18 protein-coding genes are annotated in these 20,411 nt (G+C 69.1%); 4 read left to right on the top strand and 14 right to left on the bottom strand.

What is annotated here, in order from left to right; genetic code table 11:
* Window positions 1-13: 13 nt before the first annotated feature.
* From MYL53_RS11990 to MYL53_RS11950, 9 genes are all read right to left on the bottom strand, one after another.
* Window positions 14-1,303 (bottom strand): benzoate/H(+) symporter BenE family transporter, encoded by a 1,290-nt coding sequence (locus MYL53_RS11990; RefSeq protein WP_282103553.1) that lies wholly within the window; start codon window positions 1,301-1,303, stop codon window positions 14-16.
* Between the two features lie 44 nt (window positions 1,304-1,347).
* Window positions 1,348-2,589: a benzoate/H(+) symporter BenE family transporter gene (locus MYL53_RS11985; protein WP_247854192.1), complete on the bottom strand. Its 1,242-nt coding sequence runs from the start codon at window positions 2,587-2,589 to the stop codon at window positions 1,348-1,350.
* A gap of 112 nt (window positions 2,590-2,701) precedes the next feature.
* Window positions 2,702-3,487 carry a benzoate diol dehydrogenase BenD gene (gene benD / locus MYL53_RS11980; RefSeq protein WP_247854191.1) on the bottom strand — a complete coding sequence of 262 codons (786 nt, stop codon included), beginning with the start codon at window positions 3,485-3,487 and terminating at the stop codon, window positions 2,702-2,704.
* Window positions 3,484-4,527 carry a benzoate 1,2-dioxygenase electron transfer component BenC gene (benC, locus tag MYL53_RS11975; RefSeq protein WP_247854190.1) on the bottom strand — a complete coding sequence of 348 codons (1,044 nt, stop codon included), beginning with the start codon at window positions 4,525-4,527 and terminating at the stop codon, window positions 3,484-3,486. The genes benD and benC overlap by 4 nt, the downstream gene beginning before the upstream one ends.
* Before the next feature lie 33 nt (window positions 4,528-4,560).
* Window positions 4,561-5,046, bottom strand: coding sequence for a benzoate 1,2-dioxygenase small subunit (gene benB / locus MYL53_RS11970; RefSeq protein ID WP_247854189.1), 486 nt, complete (start codon window positions 5,044-5,046; stop codon window positions 4,561-4,563).
* Entirely contained in the window at window positions 5,043-6,428 is a 1,386-nt protein-coding gene (locus MYL53_RS11965; RefSeq protein WP_247854188.1) for a Rieske 2Fe-2S domain-containing protein, read from the bottom strand. Before MYL53_RS11965 ends, benB begins: the two co-directional genes overlap by 4 nt.
* A gap of 71 nt (window positions 6,429-6,499) precedes the next feature.
* On the bottom strand, window positions 6,500-7,474 hold the full coding sequence (catA, locus tag MYL53_RS11960) for a catechol 1,2-dioxygenase (protein ID WP_247854187.1): 975 nt from the start codon (window positions 7,472-7,474) through the stop codon (window positions 6,500-6,502).
* A 53-nt stretch (window positions 7,475-7,527) separates the two neighbouring features.
* A complete protein-coding gene (gene catC, locus MYL53_RS11955) occupies window positions 7,528-7,818 on the bottom strand; it encodes a muconolactone Delta-isomerase (RefSeq protein ID WP_247854186.1) in 291 nt (96 codons plus the stop codon).
* 50 nt (window positions 7,819-7,868) lie between these two features.
* Window positions 7,869-8,993 carry a muconate cycloisomerase family protein gene (locus MYL53_RS11950; RefSeq protein ID WP_247854185.1) on the bottom strand — a complete coding sequence of 375 codons (1,125 nt, stop codon included), beginning with the start codon at window positions 8,991-8,993 and terminating at the stop codon, window positions 7,869-7,871.
* A 102-nt stretch (window positions 8,994-9,095) separates the two neighbouring features.
* Between MYL53_RS11950 and MYL53_RS11945 the strand changes: the two genes are divergently transcribed.
* A complete protein-coding gene (locus tag MYL53_RS11945; RefSeq protein WP_247854184.1) occupies window positions 9,096-9,998 on the top strand; it encodes a LysR family transcriptional regulator in 903 nt (300 codons plus the stop codon).
* A 6-nt stretch (window positions 9,999-10,004) separates the two neighbouring features.
* On the opposite strand, the gene MYL53_RS11940 is transcribed toward MYL53_RS11945, so the two are convergent.
* The 3 genes from MYL53_RS11940 to MYL53_RS11930 all read right to left on the bottom strand — a co-directional run bounded on the left by MYL53_RS11940 (window position 10,005) and on the right by MYL53_RS11930 (window position 12,285).
* The gene (locus MYL53_RS11940) at window positions 10,005-11,279 is read right to left on the bottom strand and encodes a Y-family DNA polymerase (protein WP_247854183.1); all 1,275 of its coding nucleotides are present in this window, start codon (window positions 11,277-11,279) and stop codon (window positions 10,005-10,007) included.
* A complete protein-coding gene (locus MYL53_RS11935; protein ID WP_247854182.1) occupies window positions 11,276-11,731 on the bottom strand; it encodes a LexA family protein in 456 nt (151 codons plus the stop codon). The genes MYL53_RS11940 and MYL53_RS11935 overlap by 4 nt, the downstream gene beginning before the upstream one ends.
* A gap of 98 nt (window positions 11,732-11,829) precedes the next feature.
* Complete coding sequence (locus tag MYL53_RS11930; RefSeq protein ID WP_247854181.1) at window positions 11,830-12,285, bottom strand: aminoacyl-tRNA deacylase; 456 nt, start codon at window positions 12,283-12,285, stop codon at window positions 11,830-11,832.
* A 304-nt stretch (window positions 12,286-12,589) separates the two neighbouring features.
* Here MYL53_RS11930 and MYL53_RS11925 point away from each other — a divergent pair, with 304 nt between their 5' ends.
* The 3 genes from MYL53_RS11925 (at window position 12,590) to MYL53_RS11915 (ending at window position 17,885) form a co-directional block, all read left to right on the top strand.
* On the top strand, window positions 12,590-14,977 hold the full coding sequence (locus MYL53_RS11925; RefSeq protein WP_247854180.1) for an outer membrane beta-barrel protein: 2,388 nt from the start codon (window positions 12,590-12,592) through the stop codon (window positions 14,975-14,977).
* A gap of 195 nt (window positions 14,978-15,172) precedes the next feature.
* The gene (locus MYL53_RS11920) at window positions 15,173-16,483 is read left to right on the top strand and encodes a hypothetical protein (RefSeq protein WP_247854179.1); all 1,311 of its coding nucleotides are present in this window, start codon (window positions 15,173-15,175) and stop codon (window positions 16,481-16,483) included.
* A gap of 121 nt (window positions 16,484-16,604) precedes the next feature.
* Complete coding sequence (locus MYL53_RS11915; protein ID WP_247854178.1) at window positions 16,605-17,885, top strand: MgtC/SapB family protein; 1,281 nt, start codon at window positions 16,605-16,607, stop codon at window positions 17,883-17,885.
* A gap of 6 nt (window positions 17,886-17,891) precedes the next feature.
* Here MYL53_RS11915 and MYL53_RS11910 read toward each other — a convergent pair whose 3' ends face one another.
* Window positions 17,892-18,644 (bottom strand): TIGR01458 family HAD-type hydrolase, encoded by a 753-nt coding sequence (locus MYL53_RS11910; protein ID WP_247854177.1) that lies wholly within the window; start codon window positions 18,642-18,644, stop codon window positions 17,892-17,894.
* 101 nt (window positions 18,645-18,745) lie between these two features.
* Window positions 18,746-20,248, bottom strand: a complete 1,503-nt coding sequence (gene pdxR / locus MYL53_RS11905; protein WP_247854176.1) for a MocR-like pyridoxine biosynthesis transcription factor PdxR — start codon at window positions 20,246-20,248, stop codon at window positions 18,746-18,748.
* Window positions 20,249-20,411 lie beyond the last annotated feature (163 nt).

Genomic DNA, 20,411 nt, shown 5'->3' with positions numbered 1-20,411 from the left:
GCTCTGTTCGCGTTCAGTTCGCGCTGTCGGACGCCCGCTCCGCTTCCTCCCGCCGGCCGGTAAAGCGACGATGCAGCACGTTATAGGCAACGGCGCCGATCACCACGCCCCAGAAGGCCGAGCCGAGGCCCAGGAAGCTGACGCCGGAGGCCGTGGCCAGGAAGGTGATCACCGAGGCCTCGAGATGCTCCTTGCGCGCGGCGAAGGCGCTGACGTTGCTGGCGATAGCGCCGATCAGCGCCAGCCCAGCCAGCACCGCTACGAACTCGCCGGGCAGCGAGGTGAACAGCAGCACGATGGTGCCGGCGAAGGTGCCGCCGATCAGGTAGAAGAGGCCGTTGGCGACCCCCGCCACGTAGCGCCTGTCGCGGTCCGGGTGCGCCTCCTCGCCGGTGCAGATCGCCGCGGTGATCGCCGCGATCACCGTGGTGATGCCGCCGAAGCAGGCGGTGGCCAGCGACGTCAGGCTGGCCACGGTGACGATCGGCCTGGCCGGCGTGTTGTAGCCGGAGGTGCGCAGGATGGCCATGCCCGGCAGGAACTGCCCGGTCAGGCTGACCAGCACCAGCGGGATCGCCAGGCCGAGGGTGCCCTGCCAGGTCCACTCCGGAGCGATGAAGGTCGGCGAGGCCAGCTGCACGCTGACGCCGTCCAGGCTCGCGCCCTCCAGGGCCACGGCCAGGCCGACCCCGACGATCAGCAGCCACACCAGGCAATAGCGCGGCGTCAGGCGCTTGAACACCAGATAGGCCAGCAGCATGCCGATCATCAGCGCCGGCACCGTGGCCAGCGACTCGAACACGCCGACCCCGAACTGGAACAGGATGCCGGCCATCATGGCGCTGGCGATGCCGGGCGGAATCAGCCGGATGATGCGGTCGAAGGAGCCGCTCACGCCGATCGCGAGCATCACCGCCGCGGCGGTGAGATAGGCCCCCACCGCCTCGTTGAGCGAGAGCTCGGGAAACAGCGTGACCAGCAGCGCCGTGCCGGGCGCCGACCAGGCGGTCACCACCGGCACCTTGAGCCACAGGCTGAGCCCGATGCCGGACACGGCGGCGCCGATCGAGATCGCCCACACCCAGGAGGTCATCATGGCCGGGGAGATATCGGCGCTCTGGGCGGCCTGGAAGAAGATGGCCAGCGGGCCTGCGTAGGAGATCAGTACCGCCACGAAGCCGGCGGTGACGGCGGGAATCGACCAGTCCTTGAAGCGTCGCATGGCGAGTTCCTTGGCAAGATCCGGGCGGCAGCGCCGAGGGCGCCGCCACGAGAGAAAAAAGGCCCGTGCGCTGCCAGGCAGCCACGGGCCAACGGAGAAGACGGTATCGCGAAGCGGGCCCGGTGTCAGGCGCTGGGCTCGTGGGCGGCCCGACGAATGAACTCGAAGTCCTTGGTCTCGAACACCAGCGAGATGAACACGCCCAGCACCAGGGCCCAGAAGGAGGCGCCGATGCCGAGGATCTGCAGCCCCGAGGCGGCGATCAGGAAGGCGAACAGCCCGCCCATCTCGTGCTTGCCGCCGGCGAAGGTCATGTACATCGCCGAGGTGATCACCTTGAGCAGCGCCAGGCCGGCGACGATGGCGACGAAGTAGGACGGCATCGCCTCGATCAGGCTGATCACGTAGCCGTAGAACGGCGCTCCCACCACGAAGATGGCCCCGGCGATCACCGCCGCCACCCAGCGCTTGTCCGGCTTGCCGGCCTCCGGCGAGGAGCAGATGCCGGTCATCGGTGCCGCGATGCAGGTGCTGTGCAGGTTGAAGAAGGACGAGATCATGGTCGCGAAGCCGCCCACCGCGGTGATGGCGTTGGCCGGCACTTCCTTGTAGCCCATGCCCTTGACCAGCCCCACGCCGGCCGGCGTTTCCATGCCGACCAGGATCAGCGCCAGCGGCAGGCCGTAGGCCAGGAAGGCCTCCAGGGTGAAGGTCGGCCGGATGAACTCGGGGAAGGTCACCGAGAATTCCACGCCGGAGAAATCGATTCCGGTGAAGGCCATGTAGGCGATGCCGGCCAGCATGGCCACGATCAGCGGCGGCACCCGGCGCAGGAAGCGCGCCGACAGGAAGAAGGCCAGGATCATGATCGCCGCCGGCACGATGGCGTGTTCCAGCGGCGCGACCATGTTGAGGCCGAACTTGAGCAGCACGCCGCCGACCATGCCCATCACGATCGGCATGGGAATCAGCTTCATGACGATGCCCATCACCCCGGCGAGCCCGGCCACCAGCGCGATGGCCCCGGCGATCAGCGAGGCGCCGAGCGCCGCTTCCACCCCGACCACCGGGATGATGGCGGCGAACAGCAGCGCGCCGGGGATCGAATTGGCCATCGGCAGCGGCAGCCGGTAGTAGGCCGGCATGAGCAGCCCGAACAGGCCGTTGATCATCAGGTAGGCGATAACCCAGAGCATGATGAACTGCGGATCGAGCCCGGCGGCGGTGCCGGCGCCGACGTGAATCACGCTGGCGCTGATGCCGAAGAGCCCGGCCACGATCCCGGCGCTGACGTTGTCGACGTTGAGATCGCGGATGAAGTCAGCCGGCGCATGCCGCAGGCTGACGCCTTTCTCGAGATGTTTCATGCTGTGCTCCGAAGTTTGTTGTCATTGGTATCAGGGGCTGGCCGTCGGAGGCCGCCCCTGGCGGGGCGGCGTTTCGCGTTGCTGGCGCTATGGCGTTAACTGTTTGTTGGCGCTACCCGAGGTCTCCCCCGGCCACCGGCAGTACGCTGCCAGTGATATAGCTGGCCTCGTCGGAGGCCATGAACAGGATCGGCGCGGCCATCTCGTCCAGGGTGCCGTAGCGGCCGAACAGGCAGCTCTGCCGGGTCTGGTCGATATGGGCCTGGAACCAGGCCTGCTCGGTCTCGTTGCGCGGTTCCGGGGTGCCGCGCGAGATGCGCCGCGGCGGCGCCTCGGTGCCGCCGGGCGCCGTGGCCACCACGCGGATGCCGTGCTCGGCGACCTCGAAGGCCAGCGACGCGGTCATGGCGTTGACCCCGCCCTTGGCCGCCGAGTACGGAATGCGATGAATGCCGCGGGTCGCCGCCGAGGAGACGTTGACGATCACGCCGCCGCCCTGCTCCAACATGGCCGGCAGCACCGCCCGGCAGCACCACAGCGTCGGCATCAGCGAGCGGGTGATCTCGGCCGATATCTCGTCGGCGCTGAACTCGGTGAACGGCTTGAAGTTGATCGCCCCGCCCACGTTGTTGATCAGGATGTCGATGCGGCCGAAGTGCGCCAGGGCCCCGCGCATGGCGCCCTCGGCCCCCTCGAAGGTCTCCAGGTCGGCCAGCAGGGCGATGGCGTCGAGGCCCTGCTCGGTCAGCTCGGCGGCCACGTCACGGACGATCTCGGCGCGATCGACCAGCGCCAGCCGGGCGCCCTCGGCGGCCGCCTGCTCGGCGACGCGCCGACCGATGCCCTGGGCGGCGCCGGTGATCACCATCACCCGGCCCTGGAAGCGTTTTCGGCTCATGCGGCCTCCCCGGGCGCCTGGTTGGGCGTGAACTTCTCGTAGTGGAAGCTCTGCGGCGCGATGCCCTGCTCGTCGAAGTGCTTGAGCACGGCGTCGACCATCGGCGGCGGCCCGCACAGGTAGACGTCGACGTCGCCGTCGTGCAGCACCTCGGCCTCCATGTGATGGGTGACGTAGCCCTTGCGCGGATGCTCGCTGGCCTCGTCCACCACCACGGTGGCGTAGGTGAAGCTCGGCAACCGCTGCTGGATCGCGTCCAGAGCATCGGTCTTGACCAGATGGTCGTCCTTGTTGACGCCGTAGATCAGATGGATCGGCTGAGCGCAGCCCTGCCCGTCCTCCTGCTTCTGGGCCAGCTGCTCGAGCATGGAGAGGAACGGCGCCAGGCCGGTGCCGCCGGCCAGCATCAGCACCGGGCGGGTGATCTCGCGCAGGTAGAAGCTGCCCATCGGCCCGGTCAGCTCGAGGCGCTCGCCCGGCTTGCACCGATCGGTGAGGTAGCCGCTCATCAGCCCGCCCGGCACGTTGCGGATCAGGAAGGTGGTCCGCGTCTCGCCCGGCCTGGAGCTGAAGGAGTAGGAGCGATGCGCGTCGGTGCCCGGCACGCCGATATGGAGGTACTGGCCGGGCAGGAAGGCCAGCTCGGCGCCGTCATCCAGATCGATGGCCAGCTCGATGCTGTCCTCGGAGAGCTGCTCGACCTCGGCTACGGTGCCCTCGAGCTTGCCGACCGCGGTCTTGCACAGGGTCGAGGCCACCGGCACCTGGATGACGCAGTCGGTCGACGGCACCATCTGGCAGGTCAGCACCTGGCCCTCGGCGGCCTCCTCGTCGGACAGCGCCTCGTCCAGGTACTCGTCGCCCAGGTCGAAGGTGCCCTGCTCGCAGTGGCCCTTGCAGGTGCCGCAGACGCCGTCGGAGCAGTCCATGGGCAGGTTGACCTTCTGCCGGTAGGCGGCGTCGAGCACGGTCTCGCCTTCCTTGCAGCCGATGAAGCGGGTGACCCCGTCTTCGAAGTTGAGCGCGATGGTATAACTCATGGTCGTTCTCCTCACCCGGTCCGGGCGACGCGATCAGATGTGATAGACGTCGATGACCTGGTGGATGTAGTCGTTGTTCAGGATCACCTTCTTGCGGGTGATCAGCGGCGCCTCGCCCGACACGTCCAGGGTGTAGAAGGAGGTACCGAAGAACTGGTTGGTCTGCTGGTAGCGGTGGCTCAGGGTGTGCCAGTTGAAGCGCAGCTCCACCGTGTCGCCGTCCTGCTTCAGCACCTCGAGGTTGCTGATCAGGTGGGTGGTGCGCGGCTCGGGAATGCTGGTCGCGCCGCTGCGCTCGGTCTTGATGCGATAGACCCGGTCCTCCAGCCCCTCGCGGCTGGGGTAGTAGATCAGCGAGATCTCGGACTGCGGGTCCACGGTCAACTCGTCGTCGTCGTCCCAGGCCGGCATCCAGAACTCCGCGTCCTGGCGGTAGCAGGTCAGCCACTCGTCCCACTGGCGGTCGTCGAGCAGCCGCGCCTCGCGATGCACGAAGGCCTGAATATCGAGATAGTTCATGCGGAAGCCTCCTCGTTGGCGCCGACGGTGGCGATAAACTGGCTGCGTTCCTTGTCGATGGCGCGCAGCATCTCCTCGACCCAGTGCTGGTGGTGCAGCACGTAGAGCCCCTCGTCTTCCGGCGATGCCCCGCTCAGCAGCGGCTTCATGTCGATCGCCCGGGCGTTGTCATCGGCGCCCTCGATCCACTGCTTGGCGCCGCGACTGAGGTCGTTCCACTCGGCGTCCTCGCCGGCATAGCCGGTCTGGCAGGCGCGGAACTCTTCCAGGTCGTCCGGCGTGCCCATGCCCGAGACGTTGAAGAAGTCCTCGTACTGGCGGATGCGCAGTGCGCGGTTCTCGGCCGACTCGCCCTTGGGCGCGAAGCAGTAGATGGTCACCTCGCTCTTGTCCACGGACAGCGGACGGATCACCCGGATCTGGGTCGAGAACTGGTCCATCAGGTAGACGTTGGGGTACAGGCAGAGGTTGCGGGTCTGGTTGACGATGGAGTCGGCCCGGGCCTCGCCCAGCTCGGCCTCGATCTCGTCCTTGCGGGTATAGACCGGACGCACCTCGGGGTTGAGCAGCCGGGTCCACAGCATCATGTGGCCGTGATCAAAGGAGTAGAAGCCGCCCTGGCTCTTCGACCAGCCGTCGGCGTCCACCGCCTTGGTGCCGCCGGCGTCGTAGTTGCGGCGGTCCATGGTCGAGGCGTAGTTCCAGTGCACGGTGCCGACGTGGTAGCCGTCGGCGCCGTTCTCCGCGCCCAGCTTCCAGTTGCCGTTGAAGGTGTACGACGAGGTGCCGCGCAGGATCTCCAGGCCTTCCGGCGCCTGGTCGACGATGTTGTCGATGATCTTGGTGGTCTCGCCCAGGTACTCCTCGAGCGGCATCACGTCGGTGCTCAGGCTGCCGAACAGGAAGCCCTTGTAGTTCTCGAACACCGGCACCCGCGTGAGGTCGTGGGAGCCCTCGCTCTTGAAGGCGTCCGGGTAGGCGCCGGTCTTCTCGTTCTTGGCCTTGAGCAGCTTGCCGTCGTTCTTGAAGGTCCAGCCATGGAACGGGCAGGTGAAGGTGCCCTTGTTGCCGCGTTTCTTGCGACACAGGGTGGCGCCGCGGTGGGCGCAGGCGTTGATCAGGGCATGCAGCTCGCCCTGCTTGTCGCGGGTGATGACCACCGGCTGGCGACCCATGGTGACGGTCATGTAGTCACCGGGCTCGGCGATCTGGCTCTCGTGGGCCAGGAACAGCCAGTTGCCCTCGAAGACGTGCTTCATCTCGAGCTCGAAGAACTCGGGGTCGGTGAAGATGCTGCGATGCACGCGGAAGGTACCGGCCTCGGCGTCGTCGACGACGGCACCGCGGACGCGTTGTTCGAGACGATCAAGCTTGCTGGTCATGATCAGGCTCCTCACGGATGGTAAAGGGTCGGGGAAGAAGGGACTCGCCGGCGCTCAGCGCTCGCCAGGGCTCAGACCCGGGCGGCGCCCGCCTGCTGGCTGGCCTGGTCCTGCTCGTCTTCCTTGGCCCGCGGACGCTTGTGGCGCACCTGAAGCTCGGCGGCATCGGTCGGCGACAGCGCGACGTCGAACACCACCTCGGTGAAGGGTCCCTCGAAGCCGCGTGCCTCGATGGCGGCGGCATCCTCGATCCGATGCCCCTCGACCACCAGATCCTCGCGGGTGGCGAAGGCGAAGTCGTCGAAGGTGTAGGGGTCGCCGGCCAGGTTGATCTGGGTGGTCAGGTGCTGGTGCCCAGGGGCGGAGACAAAGTAGTGGATGTGCGCCGGACGCTGGCCGTGGCGGCCGAGCAGATCGAGCACCTGCTGGGTCGGGCTGTCCGGCGGGCAGCCGTAGCCGGAAGGAATGATGCTGCGCACCGCGTAGCGGCCGTCGGCGTCGGTGATGATCGAGCGGCGCAGGTTGTACTCGGCCTGGGACGGATCGAAGAAGGAATAGCCGCCCTTGGAGTCGGCGTGCCACACCTCGACCCTGGCCCCGGCGATCGGCTGGCCGTCGGTGTCGCGCACCTGTCCGGTCAGCCACATCGCCTCGCCGTCGGTGTCGGTGCCGTCGTCCATCCGCCCGCTGCCCTGGAGCTCCGGGGCGCCGGCCACATACAGCGGACCCTCGATGGTGCGCGGCGTGCCGCCGGTGCGTCCGGCCTCGGCGTCGGCCGCGTCCATGCGCATGTCGAGGTAGTGATCGAAGCCGAGCCCCGGGGCCAACAGGCCGAACTGGGTGCCCTGGCCGAGCGCGTTGAGCACGCTCACGGAGGACCAGAATTCCTCGGGGGTGACGTCGTAGTCGTCGATCAGCCGGTACAGATCGGAAAGCAGGCGATGCAGGATCTGCTTGGCGCGCTCGTCGCCGCCTTCCTGGTCGAAGCCGCTGACGGCCTTGAGAAAGTCCTGAACCTCGGGAGTGTCGAAAATCTTCACGGTCATGCTGGCGTCCTCATGTCGTTGTTATATCGCGTCGTCTTCGATGAACGGCGGGATCAGCTGTCGTCGTCACGCACGGAGGAGGGGTGGCGGCACAGCGGCTTGACGGCGATCTCCATGTAGGGGAACAGCGGCAGGTGGGAAACCAGCTCCTGCAGCTCGGCGTTGTCCTCGACGTCGAAGATGCTGACGTTGGAGTAGCTGCCGGCCACCCGCCACAGATGGCGCCACTTGCCGGCGCGCTGCAGCTCCTGGGAGTAGGCCTTCTCGGTGGCCTTGATCTCGGCGGCCTGCTCGGCCGGCATCTCCGGCGGCAGTTTCACGGTCATTTCTACCTGGAACAGCATGGGAATCTCCTTTCTCTGGAACGTGTCTGCGCCGGAATGACTTGCGCGACCTAGGGTGACTTGCGCGAGTAGTGCTTGAGCCTGTCTTCATCGAGGCTCACGCCGAGGCCGGGGCCGGCCGGCAGGTCGACGCCGAAGTCGTGGTAGCGCAGCGGCTCGGCGACGATGTCGTCCTTGAGCAGCAGCGGGCCGAACATCTCGGTGCCCCAGGCCATCTCGGGCAGGGTCGCCCAGGCGTGCAGCGAGGCGGCGGTGCCGATGGTGCCCTCGAGCATGGTGCCGCCGTACAGGCCGACACCGGCGGTCTGGGCCAGCGCCGCCAGCTCGAGCGCCGGACGCGGCCCGCCGGCCTTGGCGATCTTCAGCGCGAAGGCGCCGCTGAAGCCGCCGCCGACCAGGTCCAGGCCGTCGCGGGCGTCGGCCACCGCCTCGTCGGCCAGCATCGGCACCCGGAAGCGATCGGCCAGGCGGATCAGTCCACCCTGCTCGCGGGCCGGGATGGCCTGCTCGATCAGCGCGATGCCGGCGTCCTGCAGCGCGGCGATGCCGCGCACCGCGGTGGCCTCGTCCCAGGCCTGGTTGACGTCGACGCGCACGCTGGCGCGATCGCCCAGCGCGGCCTTGATGTCGGCCACGTGGCGCACGTCATCGTCCAGGGCGTTGGCACCGATCTTGAGCTTGAAGTCGCGGTGGCGGCCGTCGTCGAGGCGCTGGAAGGCCTCGTCGATGTCCTTCTGGGTATCGCCGGAGGCCAGGGTCCACAGCACCGGCAGATGGGCCTGGCGGGCGCCGCCCAGCAGCTCGGCCACCGACAGCCCCAGGCGCTTGCCCTGGGCGTCCAGCAGCGCGGTCTCCAGCGCCGACTTGGCGATCGGGTTGCCGCGCACGTGACGATTCAGCCGCGCCATCAGGGCGTTGAGGTTGCTCGAGGGCTGGCCGACCAGCAGCGGCGCCAGGTAGGCGTCGATGTTGCGCTTGATGCTCTCCGGGCTCTCCGGGCCGTAGGCGAGGCCGCCGATGGTGGTGCCCTCGCCCAGCCCCTCGATGCCGTCGCTGTGGCGCATGCGCACGATGACCATCGTCTGGCAGGCCATGGTGGCCATGGAAAGCTTGTGGGGACGGATGGTCGGCAGATCGACCAGCAGCGTCTCGATGGACTCGATCACGGCGGACATGAAGGCTCCTGGACTACGCACTGAGAAAGTGTTGGCAGTGTGCTTGCCCCGGTGAGCCCCAACCAATATGGTTTGAGTCCGTAGCCATACCCTGGAGGTATCATGGAGCTGCGCCATCTTCGTTACTTCTGCGTCGCCGCCAGGGAGCTGAACATGACCCGTGCGGCCGCAAAACTGCATATGGCACAACCGCCACTAACAAGACAAATCAATAACTTGGAGAATGAAATCGGAGTCAGACTGTTCGACCGAGGACCTCGAGGCCTGGCCCTGACGACGGCGGGTCACTTCTTCTATGAACATACCCTGCAGATACTGGAGAAGGTCGACACCACGGTCACCGATACCCGTCGCATTGCCCGCAGCCATCGCCAGCTGTTCAGCGTCGGCTTCGTGCCGTCGGTGTTCTACGGCCAGCTGCCGCTGCTGGTGCGCGAATTGCGACAAAAGGATGACGTGGAGCTGACGCTGGTCGAGCTGACCACGGTGCAGCAGATCCAGGCCCTCAAGGCGGGTCGCATCGATATCGGCTTCGGCCGGCTGCGGCTCGATGATCCGGAGATCGAGCAAGAGGTGCTGTTCGAGGAACCGCTGATGGCGGCACTGCCCAAGGGGCATCCGCTGGAGGGCACCACGCCGACCATGGCGCAGCTGGCCGAGTACCCGCTGATCCTGTTCCCGGCCACGCCGCGGCCAAGCATGGCGGACACCGTACTCGGCATGTTCCGGCGCCGAGGGCTCAAGATCACGGTCTCCCAGGAGGCCAACGAGGTGCAGACCGCGCTGGGCCTGGTGGCCTCGGAGATGGGCATCACCCTGGTGCCGGAGCAGGTCAAGCGCGTCCAGCGCGACGGCATCAGCTTCGTCTACCTGGCCGAATCGCACATCACCATCCCGATCCTGTGCAGCCGGCGCCGCGACGAGCCGCCCTCGCCGGTGATGCGCGAGGCCAATGCCATTCTCGATGTACTGGTGGAGAACCGCCGCAGCGGCCGCTATCCGTGAGGCGCGTCAGCGCGCCTTGACCCTCATCAGCTCGCCCCAGCGGGTGGTGTAGCGGTCGCTGCGATGCTCGCAGCGCAGCGGCCAGGCGGCGTGCTTTCCGGGCACGCCGAAGCGCACGGTGTCGCGGCCCATGCGGCCGTTGAGGCGGTCCAGGGTGGCCATCAGCGCCTCGCCGCGCCGGCGCTCGGGGCCGTCACCGGCCGGCAGCAGCGAGAGCTGCTCGCGTTCGACATCGACCAGGTCGAGCAGCATCACCCCGCACTTCTGATAGCGCACGCCGTCGAGAAAGATCGCTGCCAGGCCGCGCTGGGCGGCGGCGATCAGCGCGCGGGTGTCGTCGCAGGGACCGGGCAGCGCCACCACCTGGCTGTTGCGGTACTGGCGCTCGCCGAGCCGGTGCGGATCGCTGCGCACGAACACCAGCACCGCGCAGGCCCGGCTGCCCTGGCGGCGCAGCTTCTCGGCGGCCCGGGCGCCATGCTGGCGAATCGCCGCCCGCAGCTCGGCTTGCTCGCCGGTCAGCCGGCCGAAGGAGCGAGACACCATGATCCGCTGGCGCGGCTCGGTGACGTCTTCCAGGGCGATGGCCGGCCGCCCGCGCAGCTCCCAGACCAGCCGCTCCATCACCACCGAGAAGGTGCGACGGATCTGCTTGGGGTCGGCCTGGCGAAGCTGCCAGGCGGTGTGGATGTCCTGCAGCGCCAGCCGCTCGGCGCTGCGCCGGGCGATGCCCCACAGCTCGTGCACCGGCAGCGCCTCGAGCACGCGCCGGGTCTCGGGCGACTCGGCCGCCAGCCGGCAGACGCCGCCCAGCTCGGGACGCGACTTGGCGACGCGATTGGCGGTCTTGGCCAGCACTCGGGTCGGCGCCAGCCCCACGCAGGTCGGAATGCCGGTATCGCGCAGCACCCGCCCGCGCAGCCGATGCCCCCAGGCCTCGAGGTCGTCGGCCTCATGCCCGTCGAGGCCGACGAAACTCTCGTCGATGGAATAGGCCTCCACGTCCGGCGAAAACTCACCCAGCACCCGGTTCACGCGCCGGCTCATGTCGCCGTAGAGGGCGTAGTTGCTGGACAGCAGCGTCATCCGGCGGCGCTGCGCGGGCGGAATCCGGTGCGCTGGCATGCCCATCACCACGCCCAGCGCCTTGAGCTCCGCCGAGCGCGCCACCACGCAGCCGTCGTTGTTGGAGAGCACGCCCACCGCCCGGCCCTCGAGGCGCGGATCGAAGACCCGCTCGCAGCTGACGTAGAAGTTATTGCTGTCGACCAGGGCGATCACGGCGCCGCCCCCGGCAGGGCGTGCAGCACATGGGTCACCACGCCCCACACGTGGCACTCGCGGCCGGCCAGCGGAATCGGCGCATAGCGCGGGTTGCTGGCTTCCAGCACCAGGGCGTCGCCGCGCCGGACCAGCCGCTTGACCGTGGGCTCGCCGTCCACGGCGATGATCACCACCCGCCCGGGCAGCGGCTCCAGGCTGCGGTCCACCACCAGCAGGTCGCGGTCATGAATGCCGTCGCCGAGCATCGAATCGCCCTCGGCGCGCACGAAGTAGGTCGACGCCGGACGACGCACCACGTGGGCGTGAAGGTCGAGCTCCACGTCCAGGTGATCGTCGGCGGGGCTCGGGAAGCCCGCCCGCACCCGCGCCCCCAGCAGCGGCTGGACGGCCCCCGAAGAGGACGGCGCCGCGGCTCGCCCGCCCGCGGCGCCGGGAATCGGCGACGCCATGGCCACCTCCCTCGAATAGTGTATTTATATACAGTATCCGAGAGCGATGGCCGACTGGCAAGTCTCTCCGTTCGGTCTGGCCTACATCTCGATCTGGCCTACATGGTCACCTCGGCCGGCTTCACCAGGTCCTCGAACACGCCGAAGGCCAGCTGCATCACCTCGTGGTGGCTGCCGGCGCTGAAGGCGATCAGATCGGCCTCGGCCAAATGCGGCGAGACGAACACCTCCAGCTCGAAGAGGTTGCCGAAGGGCGGCATCGCCCCCGGCTCGCAGTCGGGAAAACGGTCCTGGAAGTCCGCTTCCCTGGCCAGCTCGACGCGGCCGGCGCCGACGGCCTGGGCGAAGCGCTGCAGGTCGACCCGGTCGGTGGCCGGCAGCACCGCCAGCGCCAGCCGACCGTCGATCTCGACCATCACGCTCTTGGCGAAGTGGCGGCCGGGCACGTGGGCCGCTTCGGCGACTTCCTGGGCGGTATAGGCCGGCGAGTGCTGCTGGATGACATATTTGACGCCGTTCTCGTCGAGAAAGCGTTTGACGCGCTCCATGGGCATGGGAAGCCCCTCCCCTGTGTCGTGAAAGGGTCTGGAGACGCCGGATCGACGCCGCGTATCGGGATGGATCACGGCGGCGCCTCGGCCCGGCCGTCTCAATCCTCAGACTAGCAGCCCCATGCGCCACGAATGACGGCAATCCTTGATCTGATGCAGGTGTACGCGCGCCCGCGGCGCACATACTGACACCCGGGCGGTAACGGTTCGTGCGGCCGTCATCGCCGCCTTCTCCATTGCATTGCAGGAATCATGCGGGGCCGCGTCTCGCCGCGCCCCGGGCCCGTGATATGCCAAGGAGGACGACATGCCTCATCCCCCCTCGACGCTCTTGCCGCTGGCCCTGGCGGTCTCGCTGGCGACGCCGGCCATGGCCGCGACCAGCTGGACGCCCGATGCCGGCGTGACGGTCGGCCAGCGCTACGACGACAACGTGTTCGCCCAGCGCGAGCGCCGCCGCGACGACCTCGTCACCGTGGTCTCGCCCTTCGCCGAGCTGGTCGGCGAGAGCGCGCGCCATCGGCTGCGCTTCTACGGCGGCGCCGAGCGCGGCCGCTATCACGAGTTCGACAGCGAGAACTACACCGACTGGCGGCTCGGCGCCGAGGGGCGCCTCGCCTACAGCGCCACCGGCAGCGTGTTCGGCAGCCTCGAGCACGCCCGCGAACACGAGGCACGGAGCTCGGCGGATGCGGTCAACGGCCGCGAGCCGACCCTCTACCTCCGCGACAGCGCACTGATCGGCGTGAACCAGTCCTTCGGCAGGCTGACGACGCGGCTCGGCGGCACCTGGTCGTCGCTGGACTTCGACGATGTGCCCGGCCTCGACGGCGTCACCCTCGACAACGACGACCGCGATCGCGACCAGAGCACCCTGGGCGGGCGCGTCGGCTATGCGCTGAGCGAGCGGCTGGAGCCCTTCGTCCAGGCCGCCGCCGACCTGCGCGAATACGATCAGGCCCGCGACGACGCCGGATATGATCGCGACTCGCTGGGCGGCAACGCGGCACTGGGACTGATCTACCGCCCCTCGCCGGGCCTCAAGGCGGAGCTGCTGGCCGGCTGGCTCACCCAGGACTACGACGACCCGGCGCTGGACGACGTCGACGCCCTCGACGTCGGCGGCGAGCTCACCTGGCAGGCGCCGGGCTCGCCCTCGCGCGTCGCCGTGCGGCTGGACCGCAGCGTCGAGGAAACCACCGAGCGCGGCGCCTCGGCCAGCCTGCGCACCGCCCTCGAGGCCAGCCTGACCAGCGCCGTGCGCCCCGACCTGACGCTGACCACCGCCACCGGCTACAGCGACCACGACTATCAGGGCGTATCGCGCAACGACCACCTGCTGAGCCTGGGCATGGGGCTGCGCCACTACCTCAATCCCTACCTCTACGTCGGCGTCGACTACGACTTCCTGCAGCGCGACTCCAGCCTGGAATCCGAGGACTTCGACCGGCACCGCATCGACCTGAGCCTCGGCGCCCAGTTCGCCCGCGGCTATGACGAGAGCGCCCTGCTGGCGGCGGCCGGCCGGAACCGCCTCGGCCAGGGGTTCTATCTGGGTGCCCAGGGCGGCCTCGCCACCCTGGGCACGTCCCAGGCGGGCCCGCGGGGCGCCGGCGGCAGCCTGCTGGCGGACTTCCGCGACGCCGGCAGCCAGGCCGGCCTGTTCGGCGGCTATGCCCTGGCGCTGGACGACTGGCGGCTGGGCCTGGAGCTGGAGACCGACGAGGCCCGGTCCGACTGGCAGCACGACCGCTCGGATGCCGAGGGCCGGGACTTCGCGGTCGAGAAGCAGCGCGATATCGGCCTGGCCATGCGGCTCGGCCATCGCCTCGCCGGCGGCCACGAGGTCTACGGCCGGGCCGGCCTGGCGCGCGGCCGCTTCGAGACCGACTACGCCCACGACGGCGACGACCGACGCGAGGAATGGCTGGACGGCCGGCGCATCGGCGGCGGCCTCGAGGTGCCGCTGGCCACGGCGCTCGGCCTGCGCATGGACTACACCGTCACCCACTACGACGACCTCGACGTCGGCACCGATCCCGCCGACGACTTCGCCATCGAGGAGTCGCTGATGCGCCTCGGCCTGATCTGGCATCCCGGGCGTGACGCTCCCGAGACCGCGCCCAACGGACCGGAGGCCTACGCCGGCCCCTATGTCGGCGTCCACGCCGGATACGGCGACCTGCTCACCGATCTCGACGGCCCGCGCGACGCCTCGTCCGAACTCGAGGCCGGGTTCGGCGATGCCGGCTCCCTGGCCGGTGCCTTCGCCGGGGTCGGCGCCACCTGGGATCGCCTCTACCTGGCCGCCGAGGTCCACGGCGAATTCAGCGACATGACCTGGAACCACCAGCGTGAGCCCAGCGGCCGCAGCTACTCGGTGGACCGAGAGAGCAGCCTCGGCGTGGCGCTGCGCGCCGGCTACGTGATCGACAGCGGCGCCCTGCTCTACCTCCGCGGCGGACCGACCTGGACCGACTTCGAGACCCGCTACGAACGCGGCCATCACCGGATTCACCAGGACGATACCGAGCGAGGCTGGCAGCTCGGCGGTGGCCTCGAGGTGCCGATCCAGCAATCGCTGCACCTGCGCATGGACTATACGCAGACGCGTTATGACGCCATCGAGGTCGGCGAGGATCGCCTCGACAGCGAGGACAGCGCAGTAAGGATGGGGCTCAGCTATCGATTCTGAGCGCCCAGTGATGAGCGCCCCGCTCTGGATCCCGCAGCAGTGCGCCTTAAATAATAAATAAGAATAAGTTTATTCAATTTTTCTTCTGATGCAGATCAAGGGGCGCACTCCGGCCCGCTGCTAGGTTGACGATGACCGCCGGACAATGCCGAACACGACAGCCGGCGATATCACCTACCTTCACGAGGGTTCGTCATGTCTTCAGCTCGGAAAACGTTCGCACCGTCTCGCCTCGGCCTCCTGTTCGGCGCCACCTTCCTGCCCGTGCTGGGGGCGGCGGCCATCGGGGCGGCGATCGTCCCGGACAGCGGTTTCCTCGTTTCCTCGGCCCAGGCGCAGGAAGGACACGGCCAGGGAGGTGGGCAGGGACACGGCCAGGGCGGCGGTCACGACAGCCTGCTGAACCTGCGCGGTCAAGGTCAGGGCGCGGGTGGTCAGGGGCAGGGCCACATGGGCGGCTCGCTGGAGTCCGGCATCTTCCGTGACGACGGCGGCGAGCGAGGCATGGGACAGGGTCAGGGGCAAGGTCAGGGACAAAGCCAGGGCCAGAGCGGCGGCGGCCAGGGCAGCGGTGGCGGCGGCAAGGGCGGTGACTACGGCGATATCGTGATCGTGCTGCGCGACGACGCCGGCAATCCCATTCTCGACGAGAACGGCAACATCCAGCCCTGCCTGGTGGCCGGCTGCACCGAAGACGATCCAACCACCTATACCCAGCTGGTGGAGAGCGAGGAAGGCGATTTCGAGCTGCCCGACGGCGTCATTCCGGTCGAGTTCGGCCGCCTCAACGTGGCCCGCTCGCCGGACAGCGTGATCGAGCACTCGCTGGCCGAGCTGCTCGCCAAGTTCGACGGCACCTCCATCGACTCCCTCGAGCAGCTGATCGCCGGCACCGACGCCTCGGGCCGGCTGATCGACGCCGACGGCAACACCATCGACTCGCCGCTGGAAAACTTCGCGCTCTACGTCGCCCTGCTCGAGGCGGTCGAGGCCGATCCGGACGCCAGCAGCTACACCCTCTCGGTGTCGACCGATCCCCACGGCGACGAGCCTCCGGAAAGCTTCTCGATGACGGTCTCCGCCGACCTGGTGCCAACCCTGGCCGCGGCCGCCTTCGCCGCCGCTTCAGACAAGACCGGCGACCTCACCGTCGACGAGATCATGGGCATCACCGGCTTCGTCGAGCTCGACGGCGCGCTGTCGTCGCTGGTCGACTCCTCGGACTACAGCTATGACCGCGCCGCCCTCTACGACGGCGTCATGGTGACGGTGCTGCAGGAGAGCACCGTCGACGAGACGATCGGCGGCGAGGACATCAACGGCGACGGCGAGATCACCAGCAATGCCCTCGTCTACACCACGGCGGACGTGAACCTCTACGAGGCCGTGTCCTTCAACGACGTGCCCAGCATCGACGACGACGGCAACGGCATCGACACCTTCACCCAGCAGGCCGACGACGCCGTGCAGGTGCTGGAGTTCGTGCACGACTACGCCATCGACTGACCCGGCAGCGCCTTCATCCGCCATCCAGACGGCCCCGCACGGGGCCGTCTCTCGTTGGAGGCGCGATCGTCGGTAAGACCTATGCTGAAGCAACGGGGAGGCATCGCGCAGGGAGCGTCTCATGGAAGAAGTCACCCAGCAGTTTCTCGCCGGGCACGACACCGCCATCCGGCTGACCGTGGCCCTGCTGCTCGGCGCCCTGATCGGCATCGAGCGCGGCTGGGTGGCGCGCGAGCAGAAGGCCGGCGAGCGCATCGCCGGCATCCGCACCCATGCCCTGGTCGGCCTGCTCGGCGGCCTCGCCGCCCTGCTCTCCGAGGCCATCACCGAATGGGCCTTTCCGCTGCTGCTGCTGGTCGTCGCCGCGCTGGCCGGCAGCGCCTATCGCGCGCGGCTGCCGCAGAGCCACGACTACAGCATCACCGGCCTGATCGGCCTGCTGCTGACCTTCTGCTTCGGCGCCGTGGCGGTGGCCGTGGACCTGACCCTGGCCGCGGCCTGCGCGGTGGTGACCGCGCTGATCCTCGACAACAAGCGCGAGATCCACGGCCTGCTGAACCGCCTGCAGGCCCACGAGCTGGACGCCGGGCTGAAGCTGTTGCTGATCACGGTGGTGATGCTGCCGCTGCTGCCCGACCGCGGCCTGGGCCCCGGCGAGGCGCTCAACCCGCGCGAACTGTGGTGGATGGTGGTGATGATCGCCGGCATCTCCTTCATCGGCTACTTCGCCATGCGCCTCGGCGGCGCCGCCAAGGGCATCCTGTTCACCAGCCTGTTCGCCGGGCTCAGCTCCTCCACCGCCCTGACCCTGCACTTCAGCCGCCTGTCGCGTCAGCAGGCGACCCTCGCGCCGCTGCTGGCGGCCGGCGTGCTGATCGCCTGCGGCACCATGTTCCCGCGCATCCTGCTCTACTGTCTGGTGATCAATCCGGCGCTGCTGCCGCGCCTGCTGCTGCCGGTGGCACTGATGACGCTGCTGCTCTATCTGCCGGCCCTGCTGCTGTGGCGCCGCCATCGCCAGGGGGCGCGCATCGAGCGCCCCGAGCGCCACCAGAACCCGCTGGAGCTGCGCATGGCGCTGCTGTTCGGCGTGCTGCTGGCGGCGATCATGCTGCTCGGCCAGTGGCTCCAGACCTGGCTCGGCGATGCCGGCATCTACCTGCTGGCGGCGGCCTCCGGCGTGGCCGACGTGGATGCCATCACCCTGTCGCTGACCCGCCTCTCGCGGGACGCCATCCCGCCCTCGACGGCGGTGCTCGGCATCATTCTGGCCGCCTCGGTCAACAACGTGATCAAGGCCGGCATGGCCGCCGGGCTCGGCAGCGCGGCGCTCGGCAAGCGGGTCGCCCTGCCGATGCTGCTGTCGCTGCTGGTCGGGCTGGGCGTGGCCTGGTGGCAGTGACGCCGCTCACTCGGGAAACCGGTGCGCCACCAGTGCCACCAGGTCGTCCTCGCAGGCCGCCCCGGGCGCCCGCGCCTCGTCGCCCTCGCGATACTTGCCGCTGCGCACCAGGCAGGCCTCGAGGCCCAGGTCGAGCGCCGCCGCCACGTCGCATTCGACGTCATCGCCGACCATCAGCGCCTCCTCCGGCGCTACGCCGGCGTCTTCCAGCGCGGCGCGGAAGAAGCCCGCGGCCGGCTTGCCGAGCACGATGGCCTCGATGTCGGCGGCGTACTCCAGGGCGCGCACGAAGGGGCCCGCGTCCAGGTGCAGCTCGCCGCACTGGCGGAAGTAGCGATTGGTGCCCACGGCGATCAGCGGCGCGCCGCGCTGCACTAGCCCGAAGGCGGCGTCCAGATGGCGGTAGTCGAGCCTCTCCGCGGCATCGCCGAGCACCACGGCGTCGGGATCGGTGGTGTCGAGGCCGTCGAACTCGGGCTCGAGATCGGGATGGATCAGCAGGTAGGGCCGCAGTGCGTGGTGAAGCAGATGGGCCCGGATCGCCGCCGGCGCGGTGAAGACCTGCTCGGGCGCCACCGCGAAACCGAGCTCGCGCAGCTCGGCGTGGACCCGCTCACTCGTCTTGCGCGAGGTGTTGGTGACGAAGCGCAGCGCCAGGTCTCGCGCCTGCAGCCGGGCTACCGCCTCCACCGCGCCGGGTAGCGACCGACCGTCCTCGTGCAGCACGCCGCTGATGTCGAGCAGCACCGCCTTGAGCATGTCGCCCTCCTCTCGAGACCCGCGCGACCGCCGTCCCTCGGAGCCGGCCGCCTCCCGTCAGAGGATAGTGGAGCCCGGCGTCGGGGGCTCGGCCGTCTCCATCAACCAGTTCCGTCGATCAGCGCCAGCCAGGCCTCGGCCAGCCAGCGTCCGGCGCGCTCGATCTCGGCGTCGCGGGTGCCGGCGTAGCCCAGCACCAGACCCGGCCGCCCCGGCGCCCGCTGATAGAAACCGGACAGCGGCGCCAGGGTGATGCCGGCCGCCTCTCCGCGCTCGACCAAGGCCGCTTCGAGATCGTGATCGTCGAGCCAGGCCACCAGATGCATGCCGGCCTGCCCCTCCGACAGCACCAGCCCCCGCGCCACGGCGGGCGCCAGCGCCTTGCGCAGCAGCGCCTGGCGCTGGCGGTAGCACTCGCGCATGCGGCGCACGTGCCGCGAGAAATGCCCGGCGGCGATGAACTCGCCCAGCGCCGCTTGCACCGGATACTGCGCCTCGCGATGCAGCCGCGCGTTGGCGCGGCGGAAGGGCTCCACCAGCGGTTCCGGCAGCACCAGATAGCCGAGCCGGAGCCCAGGATAGAGCACCTTGCTGAGGGTGCCGACGTAGATCACCCGCGCCGCCTCGGTGAGCCCCTGGAGGGCGGCGACGGGCCGCTGGCCGTAGCGGAATTCGCTGTCGTAGTCGTCCTCCACGATCCAGGCGCCGTGCTGCTCGGCCGCCTCGATCAGCGCCAGTCGCCGCGCAAGGCTCATGGTCACGCCGCAGGGATACTGATGGGAGGGTGTGAGGTAGATCAGACGCGGGTCGCCGTGGCCGTCCGGCATCCGCACCGGGTTCATGCCCTCGTCATCCACCGGAGCCGGCACCAGCGAAAGGCCGGAGGCCTCGAAGCAGGCCCGGGCGCCGCCGTAGCCGGGCTCCTCCATCCACACCGCCTCACCGGGATCGGCAAGCATCCGCGCGATCAGCTCGAAGCCCTGCTGGGCCCCCTGCACCACCAGCACCTGCTCCGGGCGGCAGCGCACAGAGCGCGACAGCCGCAGGTAGTCGCACAGCGCCTCGCGCAGCGCCGGCACGCCGCCCTCGGTACGATAGTCCCCCCAGGCCTCGGGGGCTCGCCGCTGGTGGCGCCGAAGCAGGCGCTGCCAGAGCTCGTCGGGGAAACGGTCGAGGGCCGGCACGCCCGGCGGGAAGGCCTCGTGATGCCCGGCCGAGGCGCCGCTCAGTCGCAGCAGGCGCTCGCCCCGCCCTGACAGCGACGCCGCCGGCGCAACGTCACCCGCCGGCATCTCCGACATCGGTTCATCACGGCCGAACGGCAGGTCGGCCACATAGGTGCCGGCACCGGGTCGAGCCTCCAGGAAGCCCTCGGCGACCAGCTGGTCGAGGGCATCCAGCACGGTGTTGCGCCCTACGCCCAGCTCCCGCGCCAGGCGGCGGGAGGACGGCAGCCGAGCACCGCTGGCCAGGCGCCCAGACTGCACCCAGTCGCGCAGCGACCGATACAGGCGGCGCGTCAGCGGCAGCGAGGACGCCTCGCTCAGTGCCATGCCCAGTGCCTCGCCGAGCCAGTCGGCCCGCGCGGCAACAACCGGTTCCATCGTTTTCTCCAATAGTGGTTCTTATCAGGGAACCACTATGCCCACAGACTCCGAGACTGTCATCGCCCATCGCCACTCAGTCCAAGGAGATCACCATGCAAGGCACGAGGACAGCGACTTCCCCGGCGCATGACACGGCACCCCCGGCGCATGACACGGCACC

Source organism: Halomonas getboli, assembly GCF_023094245.1.
GTDB classification, from domain to species: Bacteria; Pseudomonadota; Gammaproteobacteria; order Pseudomonadales; family Halomonadaceae; genus Halomonas; species Halomonas getboli.
Note: the sequence above shows the minus strand (reverse complement) of the source record. Positions and strands in the feature narration are given on the sequence as shown.

What these genes read in the sequence shown, in the direction of transcription:
- MYL53_RS11985 (WP_247854192.1), bottom strand. Translation starts at nt 2,589, where the DNA reads ATGAAACATCTCGAGAAAGGCGTCAGCCTGCGGCATGCGCCGGCTGAC.
- benD (WP_247854191.1), bottom strand. Translation starts at nt 3,487, where the DNA reads ATGAGCCGAAAACGCTTCCAGGGCCGGGTGATGGTGATCACCGGCGCC.
- benC (WP_247854190.1), bottom strand. Translation starts at nt 4,527, where the DNA reads ATGAGTTATACCATCGCGCTCAACTTCGAAGACGGGGTCACCCGCTTC.
- benB (WP_247854189.1), bottom strand. Translation starts at nt 5,046, where the DNA reads ATGAACTATCTCGATATTCAGGCCTTCGTGCATCGCGAGGCGCGGCTG.
- MYL53_RS11965 (WP_247854188.1), bottom strand. Translation starts at nt 6,428, where the DNA reads ATGACCAGCAAGCTTGATCGTCTCGAACAACGCGTCCGCGGTGCCGTC.
- catA (WP_247854187.1), bottom strand. Translation starts at nt 7,474, where the DNA reads ATGACCGTGAAGATTTTCGACACTCCCGAGGTTCAGGACTTTCTCAAG.
- catC (WP_247854186.1), bottom strand. Translation starts at nt 7,818, where the DNA reads ATGCTGTTCCAGGTAGAAATGACCGTGAAACTGCCGCCGGAGATGCCG.
- MYL53_RS11950 (WP_247854185.1), bottom strand. Translation starts at nt 8,993, where the DNA reads ATGTCCGCCGTGATCGAGTCCATCGAGACGCTGCTGGTCGATCTGCCG.
- MYL53_RS11945 (WP_247854184.1), top strand. Translation starts at nt 9,096, where the DNA reads ATGGAGCTGCGCCATCTTCGTTACTTCTGCGTCGCCGCCAGGGAGCTG.
- MYL53_RS11935 (WP_247854182.1), bottom strand. Translation starts at nt 11,731, where the DNA reads ATGGCGTCGCCGATTCCCGGCGCCGCGGGCGGGCGAGCCGCGGCGCCG.
- MYL53_RS11930 (WP_247854181.1), bottom strand. Translation starts at nt 12,285, where the DNA reads ATGCCCATGGAGCGCGTCAAACGCTTTCTCGACGAGAACGGCGTCAAA.
- MYL53_RS11925 (WP_247854180.1), top strand. Translation starts at nt 12,590, where the DNA reads ATGCCTCATCCCCCCTCGACGCTCTTGCCGCTGGCCCTGGCGGTCTCG.
- MYL53_RS11920 (WP_247854179.1), top strand. Translation starts at nt 15,173, where the DNA reads ATGTCTTCAGCTCGGAAAACGTTCGCACCGTCTCGCCTCGGCCTCCTG.
- MYL53_RS11915 (WP_247854178.1), top strand. Translation starts at nt 16,605, where the DNA reads ATGGAAGAAGTCACCCAGCAGTTTCTCGCCGGGCACGACACCGCCATC.
- MYL53_RS11910 (WP_247854177.1), bottom strand. Translation starts at nt 18,644, where the DNA reads ATGCTCAAGGCGGTGCTGCTCGACATCAGCGGCGTGCTGCACGAGGAC.
- pdxR (WP_247854176.1), bottom strand. Translation starts at nt 20,248, where the DNA reads ATGGAACCGGTTGTTGCCGCGCGGGCCGACTGGCTCGGCGAGGCACTG.